Source organism: Ruegeria sp. AL12 (assembly GCF_056540885.1).
This window is the reverse complement of record NZ_JBQFXN010000002.1, coordinates 382186-398421: the sequence shown is the minus strand read 5'-3', so window position 1 is coordinate 398421 and position 16236 is coordinate 382186. Positions and strand designations below refer to the sequence as shown.

The 16236-nt window shown below is 57.9% G+C and carries 19 protein-coding genes; 9 read left to right on the top strand and 10 right to left on the bottom strand.

Going from position 1 to position 16236, the window contains the following annotated elements; translation table 11 throughout:
• The first annotated feature begins 12 nt into the window (after positions 1–12).
• From ACR0C6_RS09665 to ACR0C6_RS09645, 5 genes are read left to right on the top strand one after another with little or no spacing between them, the layout of a single operon-like run.
• The gene (locus ACR0C6_RS09665) at positions 13–450 is read left to right on the top strand and encodes a cupredoxin domain-containing protein (protein ID WP_171229291.1); all 438 of its coding nucleotides are present in this window, start codon (positions 13–15) and stop codon (positions 448–450) included.
• A 15-nt stretch (positions 451–465) separates the two neighbouring features.
• Positions 466–714, top strand: coding sequence for a PepSY domain-containing protein (locus ACR0C6_RS09660; protein ID WP_171232378.1), 249 nt, complete (start codon positions 466–468; stop codon positions 712–714).
• A 20-nt stretch (positions 715–734) separates the two neighbouring features.
• Entirely contained in the window at positions 735–1700 is a 966-nt protein-coding gene (locus ACR0C6_RS09655; RefSeq protein ID WP_480619015.1) for an ABC transporter substrate-binding protein, read from the top strand.
• Between the two features lie 6 nt (positions 1701–1706).
• The gene (locus tag ACR0C6_RS09650) at positions 1707–2456 is read left to right on the top strand and encodes an ABC transporter permease (protein WP_480619013.1); all 750 of its coding nucleotides are present in this window, start codon (positions 1707–1709) and stop codon (positions 2454–2456) included.
• Entirely contained in the window at positions 2453–3049 is a 597-nt protein-coding gene (locus ACR0C6_RS09645) for an ABC transporter ATP-binding protein (RefSeq protein WP_480619011.1), read from the top strand. The genes ACR0C6_RS09650 and ACR0C6_RS09645 overlap by 4 nt, the downstream gene beginning before the upstream one ends.
• A 2-nt stretch (positions 3050–3051) precedes the next feature.
• Here ACR0C6_RS09645 and pqqE read toward each other — a convergent pair whose 3' ends face one another.
• The 10 genes from pqqE to ACR0C6_RS09595 all read right to left on the bottom strand — a co-directional run bounded on the left by pqqE (position 3052) and on the right by ACR0C6_RS09595 (position 11230).
• Entirely contained in the window at positions 3052–4164 is a 1113-nt protein-coding gene (gene pqqE, locus ACR0C6_RS09640) for a pyrroloquinoline quinone biosynthesis protein PqqE (protein ID WP_480619009.1), read from the bottom strand.
• Complete coding sequence (gene pqqD, locus ACR0C6_RS09635) at positions 4164–4478, bottom strand: pyrroloquinoline quinone biosynthesis peptide chaperone PqqD (RefSeq protein WP_253283556.1); 315 nt, start codon at positions 4476–4478, stop codon at positions 4164–4166. The genes pqqE and pqqD overlap by 1 nt, the downstream gene beginning before the upstream one ends.
• Positions 4436–5185: a pyrroloquinoline-quinone synthase PqqC gene (gene pqqC, locus ACR0C6_RS09630; protein ID WP_171232375.1), complete on the bottom strand. Its 750-nt coding sequence runs from the start codon at positions 5183–5185 to the stop codon at positions 4436–4438. The genes pqqD and pqqC overlap by 43 nt, the downstream gene beginning before the upstream one ends.
• Entirely contained in the window at positions 5182–6078 is an 897-nt protein-coding gene (gene pqqB, locus ACR0C6_RS09625) for a pyrroloquinoline quinone biosynthesis protein PqqB (RefSeq protein WP_480619006.1), read from the bottom strand. The genes pqqC and pqqB overlap by 4 nt, the downstream gene beginning before the upstream one ends.
• 23 nt (positions 6079–6101) lie before the next feature.
• The gene (pqqA, locus tag ACR0C6_RS09620) at positions 6102–6203 is read right to left on the bottom strand and encodes a pyrroloquinoline quinone precursor peptide PqqA (protein WP_117873022.1); all 102 of its coding nucleotides are present in this window, start codon (positions 6201–6203) and stop codon (positions 6102–6104) included.
• Positions 6204–6305: 102 nt separating this feature from the next.
• The gene (locus ACR0C6_RS09615; protein ID WP_480619005.1) at positions 6306–6989 is read right to left on the bottom strand and encodes a response regulator transcription factor; all 684 of its coding nucleotides are present in this window, start codon (positions 6987–6989) and stop codon (positions 6306–6308) included.
• A gap of 3 nt (positions 6990–6992) precedes the next feature.
• The gene (locus ACR0C6_RS09610) at positions 6993–8543 is read right to left on the bottom strand and encodes a sensor histidine kinase (protein ID WP_480619003.1); all 1551 of its coding nucleotides are present in this window, start codon (positions 8541–8543) and stop codon (positions 6993–6995) included.
• 47 nt (positions 8544–8590) lie between these two features.
• Complete coding sequence (locus ACR0C6_RS09605; RefSeq protein WP_480619001.1) at positions 8591–9382, bottom strand: ABC transporter permease; 792 nt, start codon at positions 9380–9382, stop codon at positions 8591–8593.
• Entirely contained in the window at positions 9379–10125 is a 747-nt protein-coding gene (locus tag ACR0C6_RS09600; protein WP_480446235.1) for an ABC transporter ATP-binding protein, read from the bottom strand. The genes ACR0C6_RS09605 and ACR0C6_RS09600 overlap by 4 nt, the downstream gene beginning before the upstream one ends.
• A gap of 220 nt (positions 10126–10345) precedes the next feature.
• A complete protein-coding gene (locus ACR0C6_RS09595; RefSeq protein ID WP_480618999.1) occupies positions 10346–11230 on the bottom strand; it encodes a LysR family transcriptional regulator in 885 nt (294 codons plus the stop codon).
• Positions 11231–11369: 139 nt separating this feature from the next.
• Here ACR0C6_RS09595 and ACR0C6_RS09590 point away from each other — a divergent pair, with 139 nt between their 5' ends.
• The 4 genes from ACR0C6_RS09590 to ACR0C6_RS09575 all read left to right on the top strand — a co-directional run bounded on the left by ACR0C6_RS09590 (position 11370) and on the right by ACR0C6_RS09575 (position 16112).
• Positions 11370–12605 carry a serine hydroxymethyltransferase gene (locus tag ACR0C6_RS09590; RefSeq protein WP_480618998.1) on the top strand — a complete coding sequence of 412 codons (1236 nt, stop codon included), beginning with the start codon at positions 11370–11372 and terminating at the stop codon, positions 12603–12605.
• 161 nt (positions 12606–12766) lie between these two features.
• Entirely contained in the window at positions 12767–13522 is a 756-nt protein-coding gene (locus tag ACR0C6_RS09585) for a DeoR/GlpR family DNA-binding transcription regulator (RefSeq protein ID WP_480618996.1), read from the top strand.
• Positions 13523–13982: 460 nt separating this feature from the next.
• Positions 13983–14822 (top strand): EamA family transporter, encoded by an 840-nt coding sequence (locus ACR0C6_RS09580; protein ID WP_480618994.1) that lies wholly within the window; start codon positions 13983–13985, stop codon positions 14820–14822.
• A gap of 270 nt (positions 14823–15092) precedes the next feature.
• A complete protein-coding gene (locus ACR0C6_RS09575) occupies positions 15093–16112 on the top strand; it encodes a putative 2-aminoethylphosphonate ABC transporter substrate-binding protein (RefSeq protein ID WP_480618992.1) in 1020 nt (339 codons plus the stop codon).
• Positions 16113–16236: the final 124 nt, after the last annotated feature.

The window sequence follows — 16236 nt, the reverse complement described above, 5'->3', positions numbered from 1 at the left end:
GGAGGGACAGGAATGAAGAAACTTGTGATCGCAGCGATGGTCGCGGCGCTGGGTGGGCCGATATCGGCGGCACCTCTTTGCGATGATCTGGGATTTGCCGGGCTTCTGGCGAAATGCAACCGCGGGGAAACCATCAAGCTGACGCTTGCTTCGGGGCAACCGCTGGGTGACGACGTGGTTCTGCAATCCGGCGCGTATTACAAGCTTGAGATCACCGCTGACGGTTCGGCGGAACTGGCCATCGAAGGGCCGTCTTTCTTTCGCGCGATCTGGATGAATGAAATCGTGATCAACAAGATCGAGATCCGTCCGATGGCGGTGGACAGCATCGAGTTTGACAAGGCCGGCGTCGCCGAATTGTCGTTTATCGCAATCAAACCCGGCAGTCATGAAATTCGCATCCCCGGTTCCACCGGTGACACGCAACGCATTACGGTGAGTATTCAATAGAGGAGAGATAACATCATGAAAAGATTTGCAATGTTGATAACCGCCGGGCTTTTGGCGGCCCCGGCTTTCGCCGACGACATTGACGCGGAAACGGTGGCAAAGATCGAGGCCTATCTTGCCTCTGTCGAGTGTCAGATGGACCCGGATGACATCGAGGTTGAAGATGATGGTTATGATCTGGACGATGTCATCTGCAAGGGTGGCAACCAGTTCGATATCAAACTGGATAAAGACTTGAATGAAGTCAGCCGAAAGGCGGAATAGCGAGTAAACGGGATAGGGTCATGTCCAAACTATTTGCCGCGTGCCTTGCATTTGCTTTCAGTTCGGGGGCTTTGGCCGCCGAGACCCTGCCGACCATTCGCGCGGCCGTACTCAAGATCGGAACGGTCAATTGGGAACTTGAGACCATTAGCCGGAACGGCTTGGATCGGAAACATGGCTTTGTCCTTGATGTTCAACCTTTTGCCGACAATGGTGCAACGCGTATCGCGGTCGAGGGGGATGAGGCTGATTTGGCGGTTGCCGACTGGATTTGGGTTGCTCGTCAAAGGGCTGCCGGCAACGACTATGTGTTCATTCCTTATTCCAAGGCCGTGGGCGGGGTGGTTGTGCCCGCTGACAGCCCGGCAACCAGTTTGAAGGACCTGGCGGGCGGCAAGATCGGCATCGCGGGTGGACCGCTGGATAAATCCTGGCTGATCCTGCGCGCATATGCAGCAAAGGAATACGGGATGGACTTGAAAGCCGACACCGAACAGGTGTTCGGTGCGCCGCCTCTGATCTTCAAATCTGCTTTGAACGGCGATTATGCCGGGGCGATCAATTTCTGGCATTTCCTGGCCAAGATGAAAGCGTCCGGCATGAAAGAGCTGATCTCGGTTGAGGATGCCGGGCAGGCCTTGGGGCTCGACACCAATACGCCCTTGCTGGGCTATTACCTGAAAGAGAGTTTTCTGAACGAACACCCCGACCTTGCGCAAAGCCTGTTTGCCGCCAGCCGCGACGCCAAGGACCTGCTGGCCAATTCGCCCGAAGCATGGGAGGCGATCAGACCGCGCATGAACGTCAAGTCCGATGCACAGTTTGAACAACTCAAGCTCGATTGGATCGCCGGTATTCCCGATCGCCGCCCGGTTGATGCGGTCGCGGCCAACAGGATGCTGGAACTTATGGCCGAATTGGGCGGGGTTGAACTGGTGGGCGCCGCGACGACTGTGCCGCAGGGTCTTTTTGCCGACGTGGAATAGGATCAGATGCAAAACGCGCGCCTCACGCCGCTTTTGTCTATCGCAGGCCTTGTGGCGTTGTGGATTGTTGCGGCGTCGCTGACCGCAGACCCTCAGATTCTGCCGCAACCCTGGGACCTGATCCCCCGGTTTCATCAAGAGCTTGCGTCAGGAGAGTTGCTGCGCAGCCTTGGCGCGACCCTGTCACGCGTGATCTGGGCGTTCGTGCTGGCAATGACTTTGGGAACGATCATTGGCCTGGCCATGGGGCGGTCGGATGCGCTGAACCGCTGGCTTGATCCATGGCTGGTTGTCTTCCTGAACCTGCCCGCGCTGGTTCTGATCGTGCTGTGCTACCTCTGGATCGGTTTGACCGAAGCTGCGGCGATCACGGCGGTTACGCTGAACAAAATTCCCAATGTCGCGACGATCCTCCGAGAGGGCGGCCGGGCGCTGAGCCCGGATCTGGATGCGTTGGCACGGGTCTACCGGATACCGTGGCAAAGGCGACAGCGCCATGTGATCCTGCCGCAGCTTGCCCCGTTTATTGCAGCCGCCGCACGGTCCGGGCTTTCCCTGATCTGGAAGATCGTGCTCGTGGTCGAGTTTCTTGGGCGTTCATCCGGTGTCGGGTTTCAAATCCACTTGTATTTTCAGCTGTTTGATGTGGCAATGGTGCTGGTCTACGCGTTCTCGTTCATTGCCGTCATGCTGGTTGTCGAATGGCTGGTTCTTCAACCTTTGGAGCGTAGCGCTCGACGGTGGAGAACTGCATGATCCAAATTGACATCCGAAAGAAGCGCTTTGAACACCACGCCGTTCTGGGCCCCATTGCATTTGACATCGCCGCCGGGGAAACGGTCGCGCTGACCGGACCATCGGGCATCGGAAAGACGACGTTGCTGCGATTGGTGGCAGGCATTGACCCGGATTTCGAAGGCCAGATCGTGCGGCCGGATCGGCTTGCCATTGTGTTTCAGGAACCCACTTTGCTGCCATGGCGTTCGGCTTTCGATAATCTCGCCCTGATCCATGGTGACCTGTCGCAGGCTGACATTGACGCCGCGCTTTCAGACGTCGGCCTGGACGGAAAGGGGGATTTGTTTCCCGGTCAATTGTCATTGGGTCAGCAGCGCCGGCTTTCTCTGGCGCGCGCCTTTGCCGGGCAGCCTGAATTTCTGATTATGGACGAGCCTTTTGTATCACTGGATTCCGAAACGGCCGAGACGATGCTGACCCTGACCGAGAACCTCATCACGCGGCATCGCCCGGCGACCCTGTTCGTGACGCATTCCAAACCCGAAGCACGGCGGCTTTCCGACCGGATCCTGAATCTGGTACCCGGGCCCAGCGGTGCGGTTCTTGGTTAGGGTTATTCTGCGGGCTCTCTCTCGGCACCGGGTGCGGTACGATATATAAAGGGTGCATCCGATTTGGCGGCATGTTCGTTTGCCTGGTTTTGCAGGGTCTGATGGTGGGGTGATTTGATGCAAACCGGATCGGTGGCGGCTGCGTCTCCGATAACGGCCATGGCCTGACAGCGGCAGCCACCAAAATCAATGGTTTTGCGTTCGCAGGTTTTGCACGGGTCCGACATCCAATCCGTGCCGCGATAGGCATTGAACGCGCTGCCATGGAACCAGATATCCGCAAGCGGTTTGTCCTGTACCCGGTCAAATGTCAGATGCGGGATGGACTGTGCCGCATGGCAAGGCAGAACCTGACCGTCTGGCGCCACGTTCAGCCCGGTTGTCCCCCAGCCGCCCATGCATCGCTTGGGGTAGTCGTCGTGATAGTCCGCCGGAACATAATCGATGACCAGTTGCCCCTTGAGGTTTTTCCTGGCCTCGGCCACCTGTCGCGTCACCTGTTGCGCCTGTTCCCGCGTCGGCATCAAGGCATCCCTGTTTCGCAAGGCCCAGCCGTGGAACTGCACCGTTGCAACCTCGATCCGCCGAGCACCCATCTCCTGTGCCAGTTCCAGCGCCCGCGGCAGTTGGTGGGCATTGCGACGGTGCAGTACGAAGTTCAGGGTCAGCGGAAACCCGATCTTCTTGATCCATTCGACCGTTTTCATCTTGCGGTCAAACCCGCCCCGATAGCCGCCTACCTTATCCGCCATCGCAGCGTCGGTACCCTGAAGAGAAAGCTGGATATGGTCCAGGCCGACTTCGTCCAGCTCATGCAGGCGTCGCTCGGACAGGCCGATCGCCGACGTGATCAGGTTGGTATACAACCCGGCCTCACGCGCGGCATTGACCAGCGCAACCAGATCGCGGCGGGATGCGGGTTCGCCACCGGACAGATGCAATTGCAAGACACCAAGCGCCGCCGCTTCTCTGAAAATACGTGCCCAGCTTTCGGTATCCATTTCATTGTCGAGTTTGGCCATTTCGACTGGGTTGGAGCAATAAGGGCAGGACAACGGACATCGGTGCGTCAGCTCGGCCAGCATGGCAATGGGGGGAGGGGGTTTTACCTGCATCAGATGACATCCAGAAAGCGACGCACCCGAAGGGCATCCAGAAACCCCGAGCTGTCTTCGACAATCTGTTCTTCCGGGGCGTTGTATTTCCTGGACAGTCTTGCGGTGATCTGACCAAAGCTGCGTTGGCCGTCTACTTCGCTCAGAATCGCATGTCCGATCTGATCCAACGTCACGGCCCGTTCAGGTGCCAGCAGAACCCATTGTTCTCGCACGGAATCGAAATGGATGCGGACACCACGCGGCAGCAAGGGGACCTCCTGCGCCAACATCACGACGCCTGCCGCATCCGTAAACCGGTGTCCGGCTTCCATGCCCCCGGAGGAATTCGGGCAGGTTCGACATAGGCGCCCCACAGGGCATCCAGCTGCGACCAGAGAACATCGGTCTTGAAAATCAGTGCCTTGGCTGCCGCGTCTTGTTTTTCTGCGGTGTCGGCATGATCCAGAACCCATGCCAGACCAAAGGCCACATCCTTGGGGGCTTCTTTCAGGCGGTTGCGGAAATAGGCAAGTGAGCTGTCATCCGCAAAATCGTAATGCCGAAGCAGGCCTTCGATCCTGTTGGCATGAATCTTTGGAGCAAACAGTTCTGTGAGTGAGGCCGCAACCGCTTCCAGCAACGACTTTTCGCGGACGTATCGCACGTAAGCGTCCACCGCAAATCTGGTGGCTGGCAATACGCCGTCGCATGAGGCGACATAGTCCGGATCCAGACCGACGGCTTCGGCCAGTCGCAACCATCGCCGGATACCACCTTCGTTGTCTTCCGTACCGTCATGATCCTCGATCCGCGACCGCCAGGCTCGGCGCAGCGCAGGATCTTCTACACGCGACATGAAGGCGGCGTCCTTCATCGGGATGGAATGCTGATAATAGTAGCGGTTGATCACCCAGGCCCGCACTTCGTCAGGCGTGCATTGACCACCGTGCAGGCGATGATGAAACGGATGAAGGTCGTGGTAACGCTCGGCTCCGATCTGACGAAGCCGGGCCTCGAACTCTGTGCGGCTTTGGGTCATAGCGTTATCTCCATGCCATCCTGGCCTATCGTCCAGCCTGCGGCCCTTGCCCGGGCGTTCTCGGCGCTGTCGGGGCGCAGAACCGGATTGGTGTTGTTCATGTGGATGAACACTTTCCGGCCGATTTTCATATCGGCGAAACCAGCGATCGATCCATCGGGGCCGTCCATCGACATATGGCCCATCCGCTTGCCCGTTTTCTGACCCAACCCGGCCTGCACCATTTCCGTGTCGTGCCAAAGCGTGCCGTCGAAAAACAATAGATCGGCCTCGTCAAGCCGGGCGCGCAGCTCGGGCGTCAATGCGGCACAGCCCGGTATGTAATATGCCGTCTTCCCCTGCGCGCTCAGTGCCACCCCGACGGTTTGTTCGCCAACCAATTCGGTTTCGACATGTTCCCCTTCAAGATACAGAGGCACTTTGCCGGGCACCGGAAACAATGTCGCCTGCAAGCCGGGAACCAGATCGAACGTCTGATTCAACGAGATCGGCGCGCGTGTGACGACCGAGGCGTTCAAGGCGTCGAAAATCGGGTTCTGCGCGATGACGTCCTGAATGCTTTGGGTTGCAAACAGCGTGAATGGCTGCATCTCGCGCAGCGTCAGCAAGCCAGCCACATGGTCGATGTCACCATTCGTCACCAGCACCGATTGAACCGGCACCGCTCGCAAGCCGGTCGGATACAGGACAGGCGTATTGCCGATCTGCGTTCGAATATCCGGAGACGCGTTCAGGATGGCCCAGTTCTGGCCATCGGGTGAGACCGCGAGTGATGATTGCGTCTGCGCCGGAATATGTCCGCTTCGGGCCAGATTGCAGTTTTCACATCCACAATTCCATTGCGGAAGGCCGCCGCCAGCAGCGGCCCCAAGTATTATTGCGCGCAACGTCATCTATTGTTGGCGCCTGCGGCTGATCAGATCAGGCCGCCACCGCGCTCATCATCGTGATCGGGGCCGTACATGTTGATTTCCATGCCGCATTCGATTTCGCGAATAACAGGTCTGTTCCAAGCCATATCAGGGTCCTCCTCCTAGAAAGTGCTTGCGAGCAATGTGGCAGGTCTCATGCGCCCGTGCGACTCTTAATTCATAAGAAGGATTTAGACTTTGGTCGGTACTCAGGTGTCATCCGACAACGGGGCGACCCCCTGAATGCAAAACCCCTGGTTGCGTATGGTTTTGATTTCAAACCCAAAATCATCCGACCCCAATTTCTTCCTCAGATATCCGATGTAGACGTCCACCACGTTTTCGTTACTGGACCCGTCCTGTGACCAGAGCGTGTCAAACAGTTCTCCTCGGGATATTGGCGATCCGGCCTTGCTGTTGAGCAGCGTGAGCAGTTCGAATTCACGTTCGGTGAGCGCAATGCGTGTCTCGCGGATCGAAAGCGTTCTGTCCCGCGACGACAGGCGCGCGGGGTCCGGGCGCTGAGAGAGCACGCGTTGTTCCTGTACCTGCAACCGGGCGACAAGCTCTTCAAAGCTGAACGGCTTGACGACGTAATCATCGGCCCCGGCTTCAAGCCCGGCGGCACGATGATCGACATCGGAAAGGGCAGACAACATCAATATTGGGATTCCGACCCCGGCAAGACGCGCGGCCCGGACCAGTTCGATGCCGCTGTCGGTTCCCAGCATGACATCGACAATCGCGCCCGAGAATACACCGCTTTTCAACCGCTCCAACCCTTGGTCGGCGCGGTTCTCAGCCTCGGCTGCGTAGCCGTGCAGCGACAGGCCCCGGACAAGGGCCGACGTGATTCTGGGGTCGTCATCTATGATCAGCAGTCTGGAGACCATTTTCTATGCCTCCGCCAGCGGTAGTCGAATGCAGACATTTGTACCGGCATTTGATCCCAGTGCGTTTTCACGCGGTACCGGGCTTGCCACCGATATGGTTCCTTCATGGGCCTCGATGACCCACCTGGCCAGTGCCAGCCCGACACCGAAGCCCTGGCTGTTTGCTGCCCCTCCCTGAACAAACCGCTCGAAGATCCGGGTTTGGGCGCCGACGGGAATTCCGGGGCCGTTATCGGTCAGCTGTATTTGAACGCCACCATCAACCGATTGGCCGGACAGCAACAATGCCCTTCCGTCCCGCGCATGCCGGATCGCGTTGCGTATCAGACTGAGCAGGACCTGACGAATCCAGTTCAGGTCACAGTGCAACGAACAATCCGGGAAGTCGCCCGTTTCAAGCTGCATGTCGGCGCCATCGATTTCAGGTTGAATGTCGCTCACAACTGTTTGCATCAGATCGCATAGTGCAACGTTGGTTGGTTCCAGAGCCAGCTCACCGGTTTCGGAACGGGCGACGCGCAGCAAATCATCGATTCTCTGGTTCAGTTTTGCCGCGCTGCTTTCGATTGTTGCTAACGCCTCTGGCGCGGTCTGGTTATCCCTCTGGCCTATCTGAGCTTCCATCATGATGACCGTCAGCGGTGTGCGCAGTTCGTGACTAACATCAGCAAAAAAGCGGCGCCGGTTTTCGTCGATCTTGGACAGGGATTCATTTGCAGCGCTCAGTTCGCGGGTTCGCTGGGCAATGGTCTCGTTCAACCGGACCCATTCTGCGTCAACCTCGGCCTGGCGTTTTCTCAATGCAGCGGCCATGCGGTTGGTCTCGCCATATAACTGGCCGATCTCATCATTGCGGGTTTGAGGCAGCGAAATTGCGAATTCGGATCGGCCGACCTGAACCGCAGCGTTGCGCAGCCGATCCAGACGAGAGAACTGCGGTCGCACAAGGCCAAAATAGAACCACGCCGTGCTGAGCAGGGCGAAAAGTGCCAGTGCCAGTGCCGCCCAGGTCAGAACCCAGCGGGTCCTTTCGATCCCCGCCATGACGGAGTTTCGAAACAGAACCTCGGTATTCACCGCCTGGCTGAGAAGGGGATCAAACGCCGACGCAAACGAGTCGACATAGGCGCGCAGCTGGGCCTGATCGGCGTCTGCGTCGGCAAGCCCTTCCAGCGTGCTGGCCAGCAGCGCCTCCATTCTGGCCAGACCCAGGGATTGGGTTCCGTATCGCGATTGTTCGTCCAGCCCCAGGGATTGAACCGCGGCAACGGCGTCTTCCACATCGGAACGAAGGTTCAGAAACGTTGTCCCAATCTGGTCTTGGATCGGCGAAAGGCGATCGAGACGAGACTCGGCTGTTTGGCCGGTCTGTATCGACTCGGTTGCGATCACAAGAAATGTGGCCGCCTGGGTCGACAGAGCAGCATAGCGTGCCATGCGGGTCTCCGATGCCAGTGCCGTTTCCAGGCGGCTGGCGACGGTCTGCATCCCGAAGTAAAGGATTGCGGCCGCCAGCAGGGTGCCTGATCCCAGCACGACGGCCCCAAGGCCCAAGCGTGTTTTCAGAAGCAGACTCCGCTTTGCGGTTTGTGGCGCGGCCGTCATAATTTTCGCCTCATCAGACCCCGGGCCGGATCATACCCCCAAACGGCGATCGCGCTCAGTATCGCGGTTGACGCCAGAACCCACAGCAGGGCCCCCCAGTTGATCTGCAAGTAAAGCAGAAACCGGATCAACTCGACCACATGCGTGAAAGGATTGAGGGCACAGATATCACGCAGCAATGGCGAGCTTTCGGCCATTTTCCACAGCGGATAAAGGGCGGAGGACAGGAAGAACATCGGGAAGATGACAAAGTTCATCACCCCGGCAAAATTCTCCAGCTGCTTGATGAAACTGGACAACACCAGCCCAAGCGCGCCCAGCATCAGACCGCCCAGAACCAGCCCAGGCAGAACCGCGACATATCCGGGTAGGGGCAGGACAATGCCGAACACAGCGGCCAATCCGAGAAACGTATAGACTTGCAGGATGGATATCGCGGTTGATCCCAGCAGACGGCAGAACAACAGCCACCAGCGTGGGAACGAGCTGGTCAGCAGCAGGCGCATCGAGCCCATCTCGCGGTCGTAGACAAGGCTGAGCGAGCTTTGCATCCCATTGAACAACAGAACCATCGCACACAGTCCGGGGACGATATAGGTCTCGTAAGTGATATAGGTCTGGTAGGGGGGAATGATCGACAGGCCGAGGGCCGCTCGAAACCCTGCTGCGAAGATCAAAAGCCAAACCATTGGCCGGACCAGAGCTGCCAGAAATCGTTCGCGTTGATGGATGAAACGCAGAAACTCGCGTCCGATGATGGCGCGGGCGACTCCCAGGAACCCGTTCATGCCGGCACCTCGGTTCGGGACAGGAACCAATCGGACAGTGTTTGATCCCCCCGCAGGCGGCCCACCTGCCCACTGGCAAGAATCTGACCGCGATGCAGAACCAGAAGCTGGTCGTCATCGCGCATTTCATCTGTCAGATGCGTGGCCCACAACACGCACAGCCCCTGTTCCGCCAGGTCGTGCACATGGTCGGTTATCGCGTGCCGAGCCGCGGCATCAAGCCCAACGGTCGGTTCGTCCAACAGCAACACCGAAGGTTCGTGCAGCAGGGCACGCGCCAGTTCCATCCGGCGGCGATGACCACCATTGAGATCGCGCACTCGTTCCCCGGCGCGGTCGCGCATGTTCAGCCGATCCAGCGCCTCGTCGATACGGTCGGGGACTTCGGATCGCGACAACCCATGCAGAGCTGCGAAATAGGCCATGTTCTGGCGCACCGTCAAACCCAGATCCAGTGTCGGTTGCTGAAAGACCACGCCAAGCTTTGCCAGCGCCTTGCGTGGGGATTGGCGCAGATCATGGCCCGCGACCGTGATTTCACCGTCCGGCGCGACAAGCAATCGCGTGAGCAGCGACACCAGTGTCGATTTACCGGCCCCATTCGGACCAAGCAGACCGCAGAACATCCCCGCCGACACGTCAAAAGAGACAGCATCCAAAGCCGCCTTGGCGCCATAATGAAAGCTCAGGTCGCGTACGGCGAGACCAGGATCGGTTTCCGCCGAGGGGCGCGCGTCTGACATTCTTCCTCCGTCCCGAACCATGGTTCTTGACAGCAGCTTGCATCGTCGGGGCGCGTTTCTCAACCTTCCAGTCCGAGGCCGGACCACGACTTAAGTATGTGAAGCTTCACGGATTTGATGGTATTGCCCGAAGGATCCGTCGCGAAGTATGGCCAGCCGAGACTGTCAGAGGAAGGCGGGCCTGATCGTTGTAAACAACCCGTTTTGCGGGCACCGCTTTTCAGTTTGCGTTCAGCAAAAACGATCTGAACTCTTTGAAGGCGGGGGATCTGCTGAAAGAGGGTGTGAATTTGGCCACCATTGCGCGGGGCAGCTTCAACGAGGCCGAAAACGGGCGAACCAGATCGCCATTGTCCAGCAAGTTCTGAACCAGAACTTCGTGCGCCATCAACACGCCACCGCCATGACGCGCCTCTTCCAGCGCGACGGAATACAACGAGTGCACGGTCCCCGTCTTCGGTACACCTGCGCCATCTGGTTGGCTGTTCAGCCAAATGTCCCAATCATTTGCCCATGCCCCGTCATGGAGAAGGGTTTCCTGCGAAAGATCTGAAACAGATTTCAATCTGTCCGCGACCGAGGGCGCGCAAACCGGGAAAATCACATCTTCGGCTATTTTGATTTCGTTGATTCCGATCGGTTCACCGGAAAAGAACAAAGTCATGTCAAATGGTTCACGCGCAAGGTTTGGCGGCGTTTCAAGGGCCACAACAGACACGGACAAATCCGGGGCAATTTGCCTGAGCGCTCCAAGTCTGGGCGCCAGCCACAATTGCGCGATCGACGGCAGCGCGGCGACCTTGACCTTGCGCGGCAGGGCCTTGGTTCGAAGTTCCTGCACGGCCATTCCCAATTGATCAAACGCCTGGGTGAACCCGGGCAAAAGCTCTTCGGCAAGCGCCGTCATCTCGACCCCGCGGGCATTCCGGACAAAAAGTTGGGTGCCGGCCCAGGCTTCAAGGGCCTTGACGTGCTGAGTTATCGCGCCCGGAGTAACGGATAGCTCGTCTGCCGCAGCGGCAAAACTTCCAAGCCGAGCCGCCGCTTCAAATGCTCGTAAAGCATTGAGGTGTGGGCCTTTCGGGCGACGAGGGGAAAGTGACATCCATTTAAGCCTTAGTTTTTCTGCGGCAAATAAATAGCAATACTGATTTGCTTCGGCCAGTGGAACTCTGGAATTTTGGAAAAAACGCAATCGCATCGGAGGAGCCCGGATGTCGCGGCACTTTGAAAACCCAGTCAGGATGACCGACCCCGTCGTCGCAGAAGCTCTTGCAAACGAGAAAAAGCGCCAGCAGGATCAAATTGAGCTGATCGCGTCCGAAAATATCGTCAGCCGCGCGGTGCTGGATGCTCTCGGGCATGAGATGACCAACAAGACGCTTGAAGGGTATCCGGGAAACCGGTTCCACGGCGGCGGTCAGTTTGTCGACGTCGTCGAGCAGGCGGCAATCGACCGCGCCGGGGAACTGTTCGGATGCGACTATGCCAATGTTCAGCCTCATTCCGGCAGCCAGGCGAACCTTGCTGTTTTCTTTCTGCTGCTCAAGCCTGGTGACAGGGTCTTGTCGCTGGATCTGGCCGCCGGCGGTCATCTGAGTCACGGCCTGAAGGCCAACCTGTCGGGTCGCTGGTTCGAACCGCATCATTATGGTGTCGATGCCGAATCCGAGGTCATTGACTGCGATGCGCTGGAAAAACTGGCCGAGGAAATCCGGCCAAAGTTGCTGATCGCGGGTGGGTCTGCCTATCCACGCGAAATCGACTTCGGGCGCATGGGGCAAATCGCCAGGAAGGTCGGTGCGCATTTTCACGTGGACATGGCCCATATTGCCGGGCTGGTCGCCGCGGGCGTGCATCCTTCGCCTTTTCCGCATGCGGACATTGTGACGTGCACCACGACAAAAACACTGCGTGGTCCTCGTGGCGGGTTGATCCTCACCAACAACAAGGACTGGTTCAAGAGGCTGCAATCTGCGGTTTTCCCCGGCGTTCAGGGTTCGATCCACAGCCAGGTTCTGGCGGCCAAAGCAGTTTGCCTTGCCGAAGCGCTTACGGATGAATTCAAGGACTACGGAGCGCAGGTCAAAGCCAACGCCGCCAAACTCGCGGAAACCTTGCAGTCCCGGGGGTTGCGTATAGTGTCCGGTGGTACTGACACGCATCTGGTGCTCGTGGATCTCAGCCCCAAGGGTATCACAGGCAAACGTGCCGAGGTCGTTCTGGAGAAGGCCAATATCACGACCAACAAAAACGCGATCCCCAATGACAGCACGCGACCGCCAGAATGGGTTGGATTGCGCCTGGGCGTGAGCGCGGCAACGACCCGCGGAATGAAAGAGGCCGAGTTCGACCAATTGGCAAACGTGATTGCGGATCTGATCGAAGCTGAGGCCGCGGGTGATACCGACGCGACAATTCTGCTCTGCAAAGCCTCGGTCGCCGCGTTGTGCAAATCGTTCCCCATCTATACAGCGTAGTCACTGCGTGCCCGGTGGCAGGGTCCATTGACCGCTCTGGACCATTGGTGTGAGCGCGTCACCGCTGCGCCATGGCAACGCGTGTCTGATTGGGTGTTTGGGCTGTACCATGTTTGCAAATTTTGGCATATTCGTGCAGTCCAAAACCAAAGGGCCGGCCAATGCTCGCACCTGAACGCCACGCGATCATACTGGAAGAAGTCTCGCGCCAGCCTGCGGTCTCGATCCGTTCGCTGACGGAACGGCTTGGTGTGTCACGGGAAACCGTGCGCAAGGATATTGAACAGTTGGCACTGGAGAACAAGCTTCATCAGGTGCGGGGCGGCGCGACCAGTATCCGCAGGCGGGAACCTCCGATGGCCGACCGGGCTCAAACCAACCCGCAAGGCAAGGAACGGATTGGAGCCTATGTGGCAAGCGTGATCCCGGACGGGGCCAGCGTGATAATCGACAGCGGGTCAACGACAGTGGCGGCGGCGCAGGCTCTGGCCGCTGTACGGCAAAATCTTACCATATATACCAATGATTTGGCGATTGCATCTGTGTTGGCGCCGGCGGCCGCCGAAGTCACGCTGCTGGGCGGGCGGCTGGATTTTTCAGAGAATGCCACATTGGGTTTGGACACGCTCGACCACCTGTCGCGGTACAATGCAGAATATGCGTTGATCGGGGTCGGCGGTGTGAGCTCTCGGGCATTGTTTACGGATTTCTCGCTGGAAGGCGCCAACCTGCGTCATATGATGATGCAGCGGTCGCAGCGGCCGCTGATCCTGGCTGATAGCAGCAAGTTCGACATGGTTGGTCCGATCGTAATGAAACCTCTGCCGGTTAAAGCGACACTGGTGGTGGATGAGGAGTTGCCCAACAGCATAGCTGACGCGCTGCAAAGCCAGCCCGTGGATATCGTGAAAGCATGACGCAATAACAGGAAAACAATTGCCAAATTTTGCAAAGTACAAATAGGGTGAAGGGAAATCCGAATCCCTGAGTACGGAGCGAGCCGATGGCTGACACCAAACTTCAGCACAGCGCAGCATGTCATTGTCAAAGGCATCATCATTGGCTGCGCGGTTGCGTTTCATCTGACCGGAAAGGGGCATCGTGACGTGGTGCCTACTGCGCAGGGGCAACCAAGCCGCGGCACCACATGGCATGCGGCTGGTCTGGATCGTCAGTTGTGCACCCAACCCGCGATGACCAACCGGATCCGCCCCTCGCCGGGGTTGCATTGCTCAGCGGGTTTGAGCCCCCTAAACCGTTGCCGCCGCGATGCAGGTCATGCTTCGGTCGGGCCACTGCATGCGCGCGCGCAAACAAGCGCTCTGAAAGCCGAATTGTGACGCAAGACAAATATTCAGCTCCTATCGTCGGGCCACAATGACGTTGCAGGCAGTTCTCATCGTATTGACCGCAGCCGTGTTGCACGCGCTCTGGAATGCGGTTGTCAAAGGCGCGCCCGACAAAGCGGTTGTTTTGGGGTTGGTGGCGCTTGGCCACGCCGTGCCTGCGCTGATTGCGTTGCCTTTTATCGGCTTGCCGGTTTGGGCGGCGTTCCCCTTCATCATCGGCTCGACCCTGATCCACTGGGGGTACTATTGGTTTCTCAACACCGCGTACAAACATGGAGATCTGTCGGTGGTGTACCCGATCTCACGCGGGATGACGCCAATTCTGGTCACGGTGGGTGCCATTCTTTTCGCGGGTGAGTTTCTGCCGCCGATCGCGTGGGTCGGCATTGTCTGCATCTCGGCTGGGATTGGGTGCCTGTCCCTGGTCGGGCTGGGCCGAAACACAAGCTGGGTCGCCGTGGCGGCGGCGTTTGGCACGGGTCTGATGATAGCGTCCTATTCGATTGTGGACGGCATTGGTATCCGACTGTCCGGGAACATACTGGGATATATTGCGGCATTGTTCGTTGCCGAAATTTTTGTTGCCGGGTTTATCTTCGCGACCAGATGGCAGCGTTTCGTCGCGCTGCCCAGGCGCTATGTCTGGGCGGGTCTGACAGGCGGCGTCATCTCTGGCCTGGCGTATGGGCTGGTGCTGTATGCCAAGACGGTCGCGCCCTTGGGCGTGGTGTCCGCCCTTAGGGAAAGTTCGGTTATCTTTGCATCGCTTATTGGTGTGATGTGGTACGGCGAAGGGCCGAAATCCAACAGGCTTCTTGCAGCGACCATTGTCGCGATCGGGATCGGACTCCTTGCGATGACACGTTGAGCGTTTTTGCGCCACCGCAGGAAAGTCGGAAGAATTCAGCGCCTTTGACAAGCCCTGTTGATCTGTTGATCGTCATGGTCCCGTTCCGCGCTGATCATCTGGGGCGGGCGGATTTCATCTATAGGAAATGCTTATGACATCGAAGATATAATCGATTTTTATTGGCGTTTTTATCTGTCAAACTGCTGTCAAACAATCGGTGCACAATAATCGAGTTCGAACGCCGCGCAAGAATGGCGAAAATAACATTACTACCAACAGAGGATCACAATGAAACACAAAGCATCACTTCTCGCAGCTCTGACTATAGGTGCGCTAACGGCAACGGTTGCGGCATCGGAAACGGAATTGACAGTTTATACCGCAGTCGAGGCGGAAGATTTGGCCCGGTATGCCGAAACTTTCAATCAAAGCCACCCTGATATCAAGATCAATTGGGTTCGCGACTCGACCGGGATCATTACGGCGAAATTGTTGGCAGAGCGTGATAATCCGCAGGCCGACGTAGTTTGGGGCCTGGCCGCCACGTCGCTGCTGCTGCTGAAATCAGAAGGTATGTTGGAGCCTTATGCGCCGGCCGGTGTGGAAAAGCTGGACAAAAAATTTGTTGATGGCGACAACCCCCCTGCTTGGGTCGGCATGGACGCCTGGGTTGCATCCGTCTGCTACAACACCGTGGAGGCAGAGAAAGCCGGGTTGACCCCGCCGACATCCTGGAAGGATCTCACCGATCCGATGTACAAAGATCAGGTGATCATGCCCAATCCGAACTCATCGGGCACCGGTTTCCTTGATGTGTCCAGCTGGTTGCAGATGTTCGGTGAAGAAGGTGGTTGGGAATACATGGATGCGCTGCACGAGAACATCGCGCGCTACACCCATTCAGGTTCAAAACCCTGCAAACTGGCCGCAGCAGGCGAAATCCCGATTGGCATTTCTTTTGCGTTCCGCGGGGCAAAATCCAAAGCTGACGGCGCGCCGCTTGAGATCATCGTGCCTTCTGAGGGCGTGGGATGGGACATGGAAGCCACCGCAATTGTTGCTGGCACCGCCAATTTGGAGGCCGCGCAGAAGCTGGTGGACTTTACCGTCACCAAGGAAGCCAACGAGATGTACAACACCGGCTATGCAGTTGTCGCCTATCCGGGCGTTGCAAAACCGGTTGAGCACTTCCCAGAGGGTCTTCTGGATGCAATGATCGAAAATGATTTTGAGTTTGCCGCCAACAATCGCGCGGCAATCCTGAAGGAATGGCAGTCTCGCTATGACGGAAAGTCGGAAGCGAAGTAACCCCATTGGCAGGAGAGGCTTTCGTGCCTCTCCTGCGCACCAGTCTCTTGTTCCCCGAAAAACAACTTACTCACCCGGTTTCAACCGGCCAGGACCGGCCGCGCCCGAGGTGCAGATGTGAGGA

Excerpts from the sequence above, each read along its gene's own strand:
- ACR0C6_RS09665 (WP_171229291.1), top strand. The coding sequence starts at position 13 with ATGAAGAAACTTGTGATCGCAGCGATGGTCGCGGCGCTGGGTGGGCCG.
- ACR0C6_RS09660 (WP_171232378.1), top strand. The coding sequence starts at position 466 with ATGAAAAGATTTGCAATGTTGATAACCGCCGGGCTTTTGGCGGCCCCG.
- ACR0C6_RS09655 (WP_480619015.1), top strand. The coding sequence starts at position 735 with ATGTCCAAACTATTTGCCGCGTGCCTTGCATTTGCTTTCAGTTCGGGG.
- ACR0C6_RS09650 (WP_480619013.1), top strand. The coding sequence starts at position 1,707 with ATGCAAAACGCGCGCCTCACGCCGCTTTTGTCTATCGCAGGCCTTGTG.
- ACR0C6_RS09645 (WP_480619011.1), top strand. The coding sequence starts at position 2,453 with ATGATCCAAATTGACATCCGAAAGAAGCGCTTTGAACACCACGCCGTT.
- pqqE (WP_480619009.1), bottom strand. The coding sequence starts at position 4,164 with ATGCAGGTAAAACCCCCTCCCCCCATTGCCATGCTGGCCGAGCTGACG.
- pqqD (WP_253283556.1), bottom strand. The coding sequence starts at position 4,478 with ATGGAAGCCGGACACCGGTTTACGGATGCGGCAGGCGTCGTGATGTTG.
- pqqC (WP_171232375.1), bottom strand. The coding sequence starts at position 5,185 with ATGACCCAAAGCCGCACAGAGTTCGAGGCCCGGCTTCGTCAGATCGGA.
- pqqB (WP_480619006.1), bottom strand. The coding sequence starts at position 6,078 with ATGACGTTGCGCGCAATAATACTTGGGGCCGCTGCTGGCGGCGGCCTT.
- pqqA (WP_117873022.1), bottom strand. The coding sequence starts at position 6,203 with ATGGCTTGGAACAGACCTGTTATTCGCGAAATCGAATGCGGCATGGAA.
- ACR0C6_RS09615 (WP_480619005.1), bottom strand. The coding sequence starts at position 6,989 with ATGGTCTCCAGACTGCTGATCATAGATGACGACCCCAGAATCACGTCG.
- ACR0C6_RS09605 (WP_480619001.1), bottom strand. The coding sequence starts at position 9,382 with ATGAACGGGTTCCTGGGAGTCGCCCGCGCCATCATCGGACGCGAGTTT.
- ACR0C6_RS09600 (WP_480446235.1), bottom strand. The coding sequence starts at position 10,125 with ATGTCAGACGCGCGCCCCTCGGCGGAAACCGATCCTGGTCTCGCCGTA.
- ACR0C6_RS09595 (WP_480618999.1), bottom strand. The coding sequence starts at position 11,230 with ATGTCACTTTCCCCTCGTCGCCCGAAAGGCCCACACCTCAATGCTTTA.
- ACR0C6_RS09590 (WP_480618998.1), top strand. The coding sequence starts at position 11,370 with ATGACCGACCCCGTCGTCGCAGAAGCTCTTGCAAACGAGAAAAAGCGC.
- ACR0C6_RS09585 (WP_480618996.1), top strand. The coding sequence starts at position 12,767 with ATGCTCGCACCTGAACGCCACGCGATCATACTGGAAGAAGTCTCGCGC.
- ACR0C6_RS09580 (WP_480618994.1), top strand. The coding sequence starts at position 13,983 with ATGACGTTGCAGGCAGTTCTCATCGTATTGACCGCAGCCGTGTTGCAC.
- ACR0C6_RS09575 (WP_480618992.1), top strand. The coding sequence starts at position 15,093 with ATGAAACACAAAGCATCACTTCTCGCAGCTCTGACTATAGGTGCGCTA.